15 protein-coding genes, 2 tRNA genes and 1 pseudogene are annotated in these 10,963 nt (G+C 66.2%); 10 read left to right on the forward strand and 8 right to left on the reverse strand.

Features of this window, described 5'->3' with window-relative positions:
• Together A5652_RS24140 and A5652_RS24145 are read right to left on the reverse strand one after the other, a co-directional pair.
• Window positions 1-998: serine hydrolase (locus A5652_RS24140; RefSeq protein ID WP_067357982.1), on the reverse strand; the 998-nt coding region annotated here is incomplete at its 3' end.
• A 25-nt stretch (window positions 999-1,023) separates the two neighbouring features.
• The gene (locus tag A5652_RS24145; protein WP_067357946.1) at window positions 1,024-1,848 is read right to left on the reverse strand and encodes a crotonase/enoyl-CoA hydratase family protein; all 825 of its coding nucleotides are present in this window, start codon (window positions 1,846-1,848) and stop codon (window positions 1,024-1,026) included.
• 23 nt (window positions 1,849-1,871) lie between these two features.
• Between A5652_RS24145 and A5652_RS24150 the strand changes: the two genes are divergently transcribed.
• Window positions 1,872-2,456, forward strand: a complete 585-nt coding sequence (locus tag A5652_RS24150) for a TIGR03086 family metal-binding protein (RefSeq protein WP_067357950.1) — start codon at window positions 1,872-1,874, stop codon at window positions 2,454-2,456.
• A gap of 158 nt (window positions 2,457-2,614) precedes the next feature.
• Here the strand turns inward: A5652_RS24150 and A5652_RS24155 are convergent, their stop codons facing one another.
• Both A5652_RS24155 and hisC read right to left on the reverse strand, forming a co-directional pair.
• On the reverse strand, window positions 2,615-3,076 hold the full coding sequence (locus A5652_RS24155) for a DUF4334 domain-containing protein (RefSeq protein WP_067357953.1): 462 nt from the start codon (window positions 3,074-3,076) through the stop codon (window positions 2,615-2,617).
• 9 nt (window positions 3,077-3,085) lie between these two features.
• Window positions 3,086-4,153: a histidinol-phosphate transaminase gene (gene hisC, locus A5652_RS24160; protein WP_067357957.1), complete on the reverse strand. Its 1,068-nt coding sequence runs from the start codon at window positions 4,151-4,153 to the stop codon at window positions 3,086-3,088.
• Between the two features lie 80 nt (window positions 4,154-4,233).
• Between hisC and A5652_RS24165 the strand changes: the two genes are divergently transcribed.
• The 3 genes from A5652_RS24165 (at window position 4,234) to A5652_RS29000 (ending at window position 4,645) form a co-directional block, all read left to right on the forward strand.
• Window positions 4,234-4,325, forward strand: a tRNA-Ser gene (locus tag A5652_RS24165).
• A 29-nt stretch (window positions 4,326-4,354) separates the two neighbouring features.
• A tRNA-Arg gene (locus tag A5652_RS24170) sits at window positions 4,355-4,427 on the forward strand.
• Window positions 4,428-4,516: 89 nt separating this feature from the next.
• Window positions 4,517-4,645, forward strand: coding sequence for a hypothetical protein (locus A5652_RS29000; protein WP_255361866.1), 129 nt, complete (start codon window positions 4,517-4,519; stop codon window positions 4,643-4,645).
• Here A5652_RS29000 and A5652_RS24175 read toward each other — a convergent pair.
• From A5652_RS24175 to A5652_RS24190, 4 genes are read right to left on the reverse strand one after another with little or no spacing between them, the layout of a single operon-like run.
• A complete protein-coding gene (locus A5652_RS24175; protein ID WP_067357960.1) occupies window positions 4,642-5,214 on the reverse strand; it encodes a GNAT family N-acetyltransferase in 573 nt (190 codons plus the stop codon). The two genes, A5652_RS29000 and A5652_RS24175, sit on opposite strands and share 4 nt — an antisense overlap.
• Before the next feature lie 9 nt (window positions 5,215-5,223).
• Entirely contained in the window at window positions 5,224-5,733 is a 510-nt protein-coding gene (locus A5652_RS24180; RefSeq protein WP_067357965.1) for a hypothetical protein, read from the reverse strand.
• 11 nt (window positions 5,734-5,744) lie between these two features.
• Window positions 5,745-6,749 carry a phosphotransferase family protein gene (locus A5652_RS24185; RefSeq protein WP_067357985.1) on the reverse strand — a complete coding sequence of 335 codons (1,005 nt, stop codon included), beginning with the start codon at window positions 6,747-6,749 and terminating at the stop codon, window positions 5,745-5,747.
• Between the two features lie 39 nt (window positions 6,750-6,788).
• Window positions 6,789-7,148: a nuclear transport factor 2 family protein gene (locus A5652_RS24190; protein ID WP_067357968.1), complete on the reverse strand. Its 360-nt coding sequence runs from the start codon at window positions 7,146-7,148 to the stop codon at window positions 6,789-6,791.
• 125 nt (window positions 7,149-7,273) lie between these two features.
• Here A5652_RS24190 and A5652_RS24195 point away from each other — a divergent pair, with 125 nt between their 5' ends.
• The 6 genes and pseudogenes from A5652_RS24195 to A5652_RS24215 form a co-directional block, all read left to right on the forward strand.
• Entirely contained in the window at window positions 7,274-8,239 is a 966-nt protein-coding gene (locus A5652_RS24195; RefSeq protein WP_067357972.1) for a class I SAM-dependent methyltransferase, read from the forward strand.
• Window positions 8,240-8,298: 59 nt separating this feature from the next.
• Window positions 8,299-8,709 carry an MmcQ/YjbR family DNA-binding protein gene (locus A5652_RS24200; protein ID WP_067357975.1) on the forward strand — a complete coding sequence of 137 codons (411 nt, stop codon included), beginning with the start codon at window positions 8,299-8,301 and terminating at the stop codon, window positions 8,707-8,709.
• A gap of 104 nt (window positions 8,710-8,813) precedes the next feature.
• Window positions 8,814-9,053 (forward strand): hypothetical protein, encoded by a 240-nt coding sequence (locus tag A5652_RS24205; RefSeq protein WP_067357978.1) that lies wholly within the window; start codon window positions 8,814-8,816, stop codon window positions 9,051-9,053.
• 24 nt (window positions 9,054-9,077) lie between these two features.
• Window positions 9,078-9,233, forward strand: a complete 156-nt coding sequence (locus A5652_RS27920; RefSeq protein ID WP_156745522.1) for a DUF6131 family protein — start codon at window positions 9,078-9,080, stop codon at window positions 9,231-9,233.
• A 149-nt stretch (window positions 9,234-9,382) separates the two neighbouring features.
• Window positions 9,383-10,087 (forward strand): response regulator transcription factor, encoded by a 705-nt coding sequence (locus A5652_RS24210; RefSeq protein WP_064880192.1) that lies wholly within the window; start codon window positions 9,383-9,385, stop codon window positions 10,085-10,087.
• A pseudogene (locus A5652_RS24215) lies at window positions 10,065-10,963 on the forward strand (hypothetical protein); the annotation flags it as partial. The gene A5652_RS24210 and the pseudogene A5652_RS24215, both read left to right, overlap by 23 nt.

The raw sequence follows: 10,963 nt of genomic DNA on the forward strand, positions 1-10,963 counted from the left end.
GGTTGCAGCCTTCGGCATTCGGTCACGGCACCGTACATGGTTTCCGGGCTGATCACCCGCACGCCGTCGAGTTCGCCTCCGCGCCGCCATATTTCGGCGAACCGCGACATCTCCTGTGCGGTCGACACCGTGTTCGACGACGGAATGATGGTAGTCAAGAACATCGGGGAGTTGGTGTACGGGATCATTTCGTGCACGGTCCCGCCGATCGCCTTGCGGAAAATCTGCGCGACCACCGGCGGGAGCGTCCGTCCGGTGGCGTGGCTGGGCGCGACCAGCGGGACGTCCTCCTTCGCGACGCCGAAGTTGGTCCAGCGGAAACCGAGTGGATCGAGGATCTCGGTGGCCAGGATTTCGCGGATCTCCTTTCCGGTGGCGGCGTAGACGATCTCGCGCACCAGCGGCCCCCACGTCAGCGCGTGGTAGATGTGCACCAACCCGGGCCGGTACAGGGGTCGCAGCTCGCCCAGCTTCTGCTGCGCGTACTCGTGATCGTCGGCCCGGGTGACGTCGGGCCGCGGACCGGTGGGGAAGGGCAGTCCGGCGCTGTGTGTCATGACGTGCCGGATGGTGATCCGATGCTTGCCGTGACTGGTGAATGTGGGGATGTAGTCGCACACCCGGTCGTCGAGCGAGAAGACACCACGCTCGACGAGCATGTGCACCACAGTCGCCGCCATCCCCTTGGCCGCCGAATACACGCAGAACGGCGTGTCGGGGGTGACCGCGATCTTCTCCGCGTCGGGCGGATCGCTCGGGGCATTGCCCCAGCCGTGGCCGATCGCGCGGTTGAGCACGACACGGCCGTGCTGTCGGATGCACAGCTGAATCGCGGGATGGAAGCCGGCGCGGTACCAATGTCGCGCTGCCTGCCAGATTCGGTCCACGGCGGCGCTGTCGATTTCCGAGTGGTCTTCGGCACCGATCGCCGTCACGGAGTCCAGGTCTGCCGGGAGGCGGATCCTGCCGTCGGGAGTCGCTGAACGCGGCTGGTTCACCCCAGCGAGGGTACGTGGCGCCCGGTTATTCCCCGGTGAACTGCGGCGGGCGCTTCTCGAACGTCGCCGAGATGCCCTCGGTCAGGTCCTTGGACGGCAGGAAGGCCGCGTTCCAGGCCGCCACATACCGGAGGCTCTCCGAGACCGCCGCGATGCGCTGCTGGTCGAGAACGTCCTTGACGCCGTGCACGGTCAGCGGGGGATTGGCGGCGATCTCCGCGGCGGTGGCGTGCGCCGCGGCCAGGGTGGCGTCGGCGTCGGCGTAGACGTCGTTGACCAGGCCGATCTTCTCGGCGCGGGCCGCATCGATGTCCTTGCCGGTCAGCGCCAGCTCGCGCAGGTGTCCGTCGTTCAGGATCATCGGCAGGCGAGCCAGGCTACCGACATCGGCGACGATGGCGAGCTTGACCTCCCGGACCGAGAACTTGGCGTCGGCGCTGGCGTACCGGATGTCCACCGCCGAGATCAGGTCGACGCCACCGCCGATGCACCACCCGTGCACCGCGGCGATGGTGGGCGTCCGGCAGTCGGCGACCGCGCTGATCGCGCCCTGCATGCGCTTGACCTCCCGGTGAAACACCGCGCGCGGGCCGGCCAGCGCGTCGCCGGACAGTAGCGGGGTGAACGAACCGCCCATCGCCGGCACGTCCAGGCCGTAGCTGAAGTTCTTGCCCGAGCCGGTCAGCACGATGGCCCGCACCTCGGGGTCTGCGTCCAGCGCCGCGAACAGGTCGGGCATTTCGGACCAGAAGGCCGGTCCCATCGCATTGCCCTTGCCTGGCCCGATCAGCGTCACCTGGGCGACGTGGTCTTTCGTCTCGACGGTGACGGATTCGTATGCTTGCGCCATATCGAGACCGTAGCGTGGCGAATATGGCTCCTGATTTGCGACCCGGACCGCATTCCCCGCCCACCGACGAACTGCACAGCGCCGAGGACACCTTGGGGGTCCTGCAACGGGTTGTGCACACGATTGCCAACGACGATCTGTCACGACCGACGCCGTGCTCGGAGTTCGACGTGTCGGATCTGACCGGGCATCTGCTGAACTCGATCTCGGCTCTCGGCGGCATGGTCGGCGCGCAGATTCCGGCGCGCGAGGAAGGCGATTCGGTGGAAGGTCAGGTAATCGCCGCCGCCCGGCCGGCCCTGGACGCCTGGCACCGCCATGGTCTGGATGGGTCGGTGCCGTTCGGCAACGGGGAGATGCCCGCGAACAGTGCGTGCGCCATCCTGTCGATCGAATTCCTGGTCCACGCTTGGGATTACGCCACCGCGGTGGGCCATGGCGTCGACGCCCCCGAGCCGCTGTCCGAGTACGTGCTGGGGCTCGCGCGTCAGATCATCCGGCCGGAGCTACGGGGTCAGGCCGGGTTCGACGACCCGGTCGACGTCCCCGCGGACGCCGGCGCGCTCGAGCAGTTGATCGCGTTCACCGGCCGCAACCCGGCGGGGTAGCTCGAGTCCGGTGCTCTTGCCGAGCGTGAAGCAGGGCCGTCGTGTGTGAAGCCGCGGAGTTGAGTGTGCAGCCACGGCGGATTCGCAGGGCGTGTCGCCACCCTGGATGCACACTCAAAGCCGTCAGTTCACACTCAACGGCTCGAGCGTCGAAAGACTTACTCGCGCTCGAGATAGAAGTAGTAGTACTTGCCGTTATCCCGGACGCCCTTGCCGTTCATGATGCCCATCGCGGCGTCGTCGTCGATCTTCTTGAAGTGATCGTGCACCGGCTGACCGTCGTAGACCATGGTGGCGGTGACCTCTCCACGGAAGTCCTCCAGCCACAGGCTGGCCTCGCCCTTGCCCATCTCGACGTTGGAGAACTTGTTGCCGTCGGCGTCAAGACAGACGAGCGGTTGCACGTCGCGGGCGGACTTGAACGTCTTGCCGTACCAACCGGCCTTCTCCAGTTGGCCGTTCATCTTGTGGCCGGTCTGGAACTCGCCGCCCTTCCACTCGCCGAGCATCCCGTCGATCGTCGCGGGCGCAAGCTCGGCCCAGAATTCGTCGAGCTCGGAATCCGCGATGTCGCCGCTGCGCTCTTTGAACTCGGTGAACTTCTTCCGCGCGAGGTCCACGGCGTCTCCTTAAGCTTCGGTGCGGGCTATCCAGTCGCGGGCAAAATGGACCAGAGCGTCATTTTCCTCCGGCGCACCAATGGTGACACGGACGCCTTCGTCCGCGAACGGCCGCACCACCAGGTGCGCGTCGGCGGCCTGCCCGGTGAAATCCATGGTGCGCTCACCTAGCGGCAGCCAGAGGAAGTTGGCTTGCGACGGGGGCAGCTCGAATCCGGCGTCGCGCAGCGCGGCACCAACGCGGGTGCGCTCGACCACCAGCGCGTCGGTGCGGGCCATCAGCTCGTCGGAGGCCGCGAGTGACGCGATGGCGGCCGCTTGTGCGACGTTCGTCACGGCGAACGGCATGACCACCTTGTCCAGCGCGGTGATCAGGTCAGGGTGACCCACCGCGTAGCCCACGCGCAGCCCCGCCAGCCCGTAGGCCTTCGAAAAGGTCCGCAGCACAACGACATTGCTGTGGGTCAGCGCCAGGTCCAGGCTGTTGGGCAGCATTCCGTCGCGGATGTATTCGACATAAGCCTCGTCGATGGCGATCAGGACGTGAGCCGGTACGGCCTCGACGAAACGCGTCAGCGCGTCCGGGTCGACGACGGTGGACGTCGGATTGTTCGGGTTGCACACGAAGATGAGCCGGGTGCGGTCGGTGATGGCCTCGAACATCGCGTCGAGGTCGTGCGTGTGCTCGGTCAGCGGGACTTTGACGGTGGTCGCACCGGACACCTGGATGATCGGCCGGTAGCACTCGAAGCTGCGCCAGCCGATCATCACCTCGTCGCCTGCGGCGGCGGTGATCTGAACAAGCTGCTGGCACAAGGTGACCGAACCGCTACCGACCGCGATCTGCTCGGGGGCGACGTTGGAACCCAGGTGCGTGGACAGCGCCGCCTTGAGGTCGACGCTGGCGCTGTCCGGGTAGCGGTTGACGACGGCAACCGCGCGCTCGATCGCCGCGTGCACGCTGGGCAGCGGGCCGTAGACGGTCTCGTTGCTGGCCAGCTTGATCGAGCCGGGCACGTTCTTGCCTGGGACGTACACCGGCAGCCCGACCAGTTCGTTGCGCAGGCGAGCGGTCATTTCGACAGTTTATGTCTCAACTGTGTAAGGTATGGCACCGCGCGAGCGGAAAGGGGTCCGGTACCCTCAGGAAGTCCAAGGGAGGCGTGCCAGAGCGGCCGAATGGGGCTCACTGCTAATGAGTTGTCCCCCTCAAAGGGGACCGGAGGTTCAAATCCTCTCGCCTCCGCCACGGAAACACGAACGACAATTGAATGACAGGCGCCCGTAGCTCAACGGATAGAGCATCTGACTACGGATCAGAAGGTTAGGGGTTCGAATCCCTTCGGGCGCGCTCACGAGGGCTTCGGTAACCCAGAAATGATTCGAATCGTTAAGACCCAGTTTCTTGTGGGCGCGGTGGTTCGCCGATACCTTCCGCCCATGACTAACAGCATTGACCGAGTCGGCGGTGGCGCCGGCGGCGGTTTCCTGGGTGGTGGCGCAGGTGGTGGCTTCGTCGGTGGCGGCGCCGGTGGGGGTTTCCTCGGCGGTGGCGGCGCGGGCGGCTAAGCCCCGGACCCGTTCACCCGGCCCGACCGATCGATCGGGCCGGGCGGTCCATCCGGCTCGGCGCCGGCCAGCAGGTCGAGCTGCATCCACGCAACGTCGTGCCAGCCGCCGTGTTTCCACTCGACGCGCCGGTATAGCCCCACGTCGGTGAACCCGAATGAGCGGTGGAAGGCGGTGCTGGCCTCGTTGGGCTGGGTGATGCCGGCGAACGCCTGCCGGTAGCCCCGCTCGGTGAGCCTGCGCAACAGTTCCGTGTACAGCGTGCGGCCCCCGCCGCTACGACGGTGGTCGGCGTCGACGTAGATCCCGGTCTCGATCGACCACTGGTACGTGGCAAAGCCGTTGAACGCGTGCCCGTAGGCGAAGCCGATCACCCGGCGATCGCGTTCCAGGACAAGCCATTCGTGGCCGGCCTGGGCGGCGGCGATGCGCGCCGCCATCTCGTTTTCGGTCGGGACGTCGATCTCCCAACTGATGACCGTGTCCTCGACGTAATGCCGGTAGACGGCAAGGCACGAAGCCGCATCCCTCGCCGACGCAGGCCGGATCAAATCGCCGCTTTCGTGCACCTTGCCGCGCTAGGGGCGCGGCTGGAACGGCTGGAAGGGTCCGCCGAACGGACCCCGGCGAGGCGGTTCGGTCACGGTCTGGGTGACGGTGCTGGTTTCGGTGCTGGTTTCGGTGCTTGGCGCGACCGTGGTCGACGGCTGTGTCGTCGTGCTCGTGTCGGTGCTCGGCGGCGGGGCCGTCTCGGTCACCGTCTCTGTCGGGCCTGGGCCACCGCCGCCCCCGTGGTGCCGCGGCGCCTGCTCCGTGGTGGTCACCGGCGCGGTGGCGGACGGGACGGGCGTGGTTGTGGTGGTGGGACTGGGCGCCGGCGACGAACCGCTAGTCAGCTTGACCACCGCGAACACCACTGCGGCCAGGACGATCACCCCGATGGCGCCGGCCGCGACGAGGGCCGCCGGACGGCGGTACCACGGCGTCGGCGGCTCCGGCGGTTGTGGCTCGGGCTCGTAATAGCCGCCGTACCGCGCGGCTGCGGTCGGCTCGGAGTAGTAATCCGGTTCCTCGGGATAACGCGGCACGAAAGGAGATGTTAGTAGGAGCCTTGGTCGGAGATGAGGCCCAGCGCCCGCTCGAACAGGTGCACCGTGGCCGCGTGCAGTTGGTCGCCGACCTCCTTCTCGGCTTTGCCGGCGCAGGCGCGGGCCAGCGTCCCCTCGATCACGATCCCGAGCTTGAAGCAGGCCAGCACGGTGTACCAGGTGATGTGGGACAGGTCGCGGGTGGTGTTGGCGGCGTAGCGGTCCAAGAGCTCGTCGGTGCTGGCCAGCCCGTCCTGGCCGCCGAGGGCGTGGCTGAACACGCTGGAGCCGTCGGGCTGACGCCAGGTGGCCAGCAGCCAGCCCAGATCCAGCAGTGGGTCGCCGATCGTGCACATCTCCCAGTCGACGATCGCGACCACGTCCGGCCCCGTGCGGGAGAACATCACGTTGGCGGCGTGGTAGTCGCCGTGCATGATGCCCGGCGTCCAGTGTGCGGGCCGGTGCCGGTCCAGCCAGGACGACACCTCCTCGATGCCGGGGATGTCGGGCCCTGGGTAGCCGTCGTACTCGTTGTAGGACTCCAGTTCCGAAAGCCAACGCGGTACCTGGCGTTCCAGGAAGCCCTCCGGCTTGCCGAAATCGGCGAGGCCCACCGCGAGGTGGTCGACGGCGCCGAGCTTGGCCAGCGCGTCGGCCATCGACAGTCCCATGCCGTGGCGCACCTTGGCATCGCCGGCGTGCAGGGGTGGCAGGCCCTCGCCCGCATTGAATCCGTCGACCGGGTCCATCAGGTAGAAGACGGCGTCGCCCAGCACACTTGGGTCCTCGCAGGCGGCGATCAGGTGGGGGTGGGGGACGTCGGAACCAGCCAGTGCGGCAAGGACTTTCGTTTCCCGCAGGATCACGCTGTTGCTGCGCGGACGCAAGTGGCGTGGCCCGCGCCGCAGCACATAGGTCCGGCCGGCCCTGGTGAAGCGCACCATGATGTTCTGAGTTCCACCGGTGACGTTGGAAACGTCCTGCAGCGGCCCCTCGCCGAGTCCCTGCCCGGACATCCACTCCGCCACGGCTTCCAGGTTCACGTAATCCACTCTTCAGTCCTTCGGGCGTGGCGTATATCGAACGGTTTGCGCGCGGATCATGCCGTCGCGGAACACGAACGTGTCAACGCCATCGTCGACCCGACTGACAGCGGAGTCTGCCGTCCATTGAAGGAACAGCACGTCCTCGTCGCAAAGCTGGGTTTTCAAGTCCCAGTTCGCATCCGGCAAATCGGCGAGCAACGTCGCGAAGACTCTGCGAATGGCGTCCTTGCCGCGAGCGACGCCGGCGGGGCTGAGCAGCACGGAATCCTCGGCGTAGTCGGCAACGATCTCGTCAAGGTCGCCCGTGGCCAGTGCGGTGCCGTGGTGGGCGAATACCTCCTGCGGCGTACGTGACGGGATGGGCGTCATGGCACTCCCTTGCAACCTGTGGACCGTCTGGGAAAAAGACTAGGACAGGGCCGACGGCCGACCCCGGCGGGCGGCGGCTGGAAGAATAGTGTGGGTAACTTACTTTCTGGGGAAGGGAGCTGGCGATGCCGCGGACCGACAATGACTCCTGGGAAATCACTCAAAGCGTGGGTGCCACCGCGCTGGGTGTAGCGGCGGCTCGCGCGGCCGAAACCGAGAGCGAGAACCCTCTGATCAATGACCCTTTCGCGCGGGTGTTCGTCGACGCCGCGGGCCAGGGGATGTGGAGCATCTACGCCGACCCGAAGCTTTTGGCCAAGGCGGGCGACATCGAGCCGGATCTGCGGAATCGGCTACAGCTGATGGTCGACTTCATGGCTACCCGGACGGCGTTCTTCGACGAGTTCTTCCTCGGTGCCGCGGACGCCGGCGTTAGGCAGGTGGTGATCCTGGCGGCCGGCCTGGACGCACGCAGCTGGCGCCTCCCGTGGCCCGACGGCACCGTCGTCTACGAACTCGACCAGCCCAAGGTGCTGGATTTCAAATCCAACACCCTGCGCGAGCACGGGGCGCAGCCAAAGGCGCGACTGGTCAACGTCCCGATCGACCTGCGTCAGGATTGGCCGAAAGCGCTGCAGGATGCGGGATTTGACGCCTCCAAGTCCGCCGTGTGGTCAGCCGAGGGCCTGGTTCGTTACCTGCCCGCTCAGGCCCAGGACCTGCTGTTCGAACGGATCGACTCCCTAAGTGCCGAGGGCAGTCGGCTGGCGTCCAACGTGCCCGCCCCGGGTTTCACCAATCCCGCTCGTGTGCAACGCCAGCGCGACGACATGCGACGGATGCGGGCGGCGGCGGCCGAACTGGTCAACGCCGAGATCACCGATTTCGATGACCTCTGGTACCCCGAGGAGCGCACGCCCGTCGACGACTGGCTGCGTGACCGCGGCTGGGAAGTCACGACGGCCTCGTTCTCAGAGTTGATGTCGCGGTATCACCGCAGCGTTCCGCAGGGCGCGGAGGACTCGATGCCGCCCACCCTCTACGTGTCTGCAGAGCGGACGGCCGGGTCTACGGGTCCGCTCGAGTCTTAAACGTCAAGTATTGCAACGTCTCTCGCAAGGATGACGGTAAGGACGGTACCCTCGCCGTTATGGCTGCTCGACGTGCCCGGCTGAGCGACGTGCATGAGATCGCCGCCGCGATGCCACACGTCCAGCGCCTGGAGGGTCCCCAGGGCAATGCGATTTACCAGGTGGGCGGCAAGTCGTTCGTCTTTTTCCGCACGCCCCGCCCCGACGCGACCGATCCGGACACCGGCGAGCGCTATGCGGACGTGATCATGCTCTGGGTGGAATCGGAAAGCGACAAGTTGGCGTTGATTTCCGATCCCGCTTCGCCGTTCTTCACCACGGATCATTTCGACGGGCATCCTTCGGTGTTGGTGCGGGCCAGCCGGCTGGCGGAAATCAGCAGGACCGAGTTAGCTGAGCTGATCCAGGACGCCTGGTTGTCACGTGCGTCGAAGAAGCGCGCCGCCACCTGGCTCGCCGACCACGTCTAACGCCTCCGGCGCGCCGACAAGCGCTGCTGCATAACCCATTGCATGTTTAGACATAAGTCAAATGGGTAATTTCTCGTCCACGAGAAAACTCCTTCTCGTCCACATTGGAGGTCACGATGCGTGGCAGCGGGATCATCGGAACGGTTGCGTTGGTGTGGTTGCTGATCGGGGTATTTGCGGCGTGGCAGCGCGACTACTTCAAAAACGACAACACATCATGCGCCTCGGCGGGCACGGTTACCGCAACCGTGATCGCCGGACCCTTGAATTACTTCGGTGTCAATCCGAAAGTGACGGATTGCCATCTGCCGCAACCAAGTTCAATGCAGTCGATCAACCTCTAACCACTCACTCAAAGGAAATTCGACATGGTTATCTTAGGGATTATCCTGCTTATTCTGGGATTCTTTTTCCACGTACCCATCCTGACCACGCTGGGCATCGTGCTATTGGTCATCGGCGCGATCCTCTGGATTCTCGGTTCGGTCGGCCGCCCGGTGGCCGGTCGCCGCTACTGGTATTAACGGCTAGACGAAAAAACGGATCGCGCGACTGCTGAGCAGCCGCGCGATCCGTTCACAGGACACGCATAGGTTCGGCATAGCCTCAGCCCAGCCCGTGGCGGATACTGGAAGTTGTGACGCAGCCCCGAGCCTCTGTAGAGCGGGTTGTCATGTGTCGTGCCGACGGCAACCCCATCAATGTCTTGGTGGTCGACGACGAGTCCGTTCTGGCCGACATGGTGTCAATGGCACTGCGCTACGAGGGCTGGAACATCTCGACCGCCGGCGACGGGGCATCGGCGATCGCGAGCGCTCGCTCCCAGCGACCCGACGTGGTCGTTCTGGACGTGATGCTGCCCGACATGAGCGGCCTCGACGTCTTGCACAAACTCCGCGAGGAGAACCCGCAGCTGCCGGTCCTGCTGCTGACGGCCAAGGACGCCGTTGAAGACCGCATCGCCGGCCTGACGGCCGGCGGCGACGACTATGTCACCAAACCGTTCAGCATCGAAGAGGTCGTGCTGCGCCTGCGCGCCCTGCTGCGCCGCACCGGGGTGACGACGGTGGACAGCGGCGCACAATTGGTGGTCGGAGACTTGGTGCTCGACGAGGACAGCCACGAGGTAACGCGCGCGGGTGAGCCAATCTCGTTGACCTCCACCGAGTTTGAACTGTTGCGATTCATGATGCGCAACTCCAAGCGGGTGCTGAGTAAAGCCCAAATCCTGGACCGGGTATGGAGTTACGACTTCGGCGGCCGGTCCAACATCGTCGAGCTCTACATTTCCTACCTGCGCAAGAAGATCGACAACGGCCGAGAACCGATGATCCACACGCTGCGCGGCGCGGGCTATGTCCTCAAGCCGGCCCGCTGATACACGAAGGGTCTGGTCCCTTCGCCTTCGGCTGCTGGTCGGTCAGATCGTCGTGTTGGCAATCGTCTGTGTCGGCATCACCGCCGCGACCGAACTGGCGCTGCTTCATCACTTGGTGGCCCAGCTCGACGGGCAGCTCGCCGGCACCTCCTACCGCTCGGCGCTCATGTACCCCGAGCCGCCGCATTCGGGCTGGCGGCATCAGCGCGTCTATCCGCGACCGGGCCCGGGCCCGCGCTTCCTCGATGCCCCGGGCCAGCCGGCCGGCATGGTGGCCGCGGTGGTCAGCCACGGGAGCACGGTGGACGCCGGTTACACGACGAGCAGCGGAGAGCGGGCCGAGCTGACCCCGACCGCCCAGCAGCAGCTGTCCGGGATCGCCGACAGCCGTAAGCCAGTGACACTCAACCTCGACGGGCTGGGCCGCTACCGGGTGGTCGCGGCGCCGAGCCGCAGCGGCGGCGACGTCATCGTCACCGGCCTGTCGATGGCAAACATCGACACCACCCTGATGCGGATGCTGGTCATCTTTGGGATCGTCACGGTCATCGCGCTGGTCGCGGCGACCACGGCCGGTGTGATCATCATCAGGCGGGCCCTGGCGCCGTTGCGCCGCGTCGCCCAAACCGCGAGCGCGGTGGCCGGCTTGCCGCTGGCGCGCGGCGAGGTCGAGCTGCCTGTGCGCGTAGGCGAATCCGCGTCTCACTGGCCTGCCGCGCCGAGAGCGCGGCCGCGATGTGGTCCAGCATCTGGTTTAGGGCCGCGCCGAGCTGTCCCACCTCGGTCGAGGGGTTCGCGTCGGATTCGCCTACGCGCACAGGCAGCTCGACCTCGCCGCGCGCCAGCGGCAAGCCGGCCACCGCGCTCGCGGTTTGG

It is taken from the genome of Mycobacterium sp. 1165178.9 (genome assembly GCF_001673555.1).
GTDB lineage: Bacteria > Actinomycetota > Actinomycetes > Mycobacteriales > Mycobacteriaceae > Mycobacterium.

Coding starts and splice junctions, on each gene's coding strand:
- A5652_RS24145 (WP_067357946.1), bottom strand. CDS start 1,848: ATGGCGCAAGCATACGAATCCGTCACCGTCGAGACGAAAGACCACGTC.
- A5652_RS24150 (WP_067357950.1), top strand. CDS start 1,872: ATGGCTCCTGATTTGCGACCCGGACCGCATTCCCCGCCCACCGACGAA.
- hisC (WP_067357957.1), bottom strand. CDS start 4,153: ATGACCGCTCGCCTGCGCAACGAACTGGTCGGGCTGCCGGTGTACGTC.
- A5652_RS29000 (WP_255361866.1), top strand. CDS start 4,517: ATGACTAACAGCATTGACCGAGTCGGCGGTGGCGCCGGCGGCGGTTTC.
- A5652_RS24185 (WP_067357985.1), bottom strand. CDS start 6,749: ATGTCCGGGCAGGGACTCGGCGAGGGGCCGCTGCAGGACGTTTCCAAC.
- A5652_RS24190 (WP_067357968.1), bottom strand. CDS start 7,148: ATGACGCCCATCCCGTCACGTACGCCGCAGGAGGTATTCGCCCACCAC.
- A5652_RS24195 (WP_067357972.1), top strand. CDS start 7,274: ATGCCGCGGACCGACAATGACTCCTGGGAAATCACTCAAAGCGTGGGT.
- A5652_RS24200 (WP_067357975.1), top strand. CDS start 8,299: ATGGCTGCTCGACGTGCCCGGCTGAGCGACGTGCATGAGATCGCCGCC.
- A5652_RS27920 (WP_156745522.1), top strand. CDS start 9,078: ATGGTTATCTTAGGGATTATCCTGCTTATTCTGGGATTCTTTTTCCAC.
- A5652_RS24210 (WP_064880192.1), top strand. CDS start 9,383: ATGTGTCGTGCCGACGGCAACCCCATCAATGTCTTGGTGGTCGACGAC.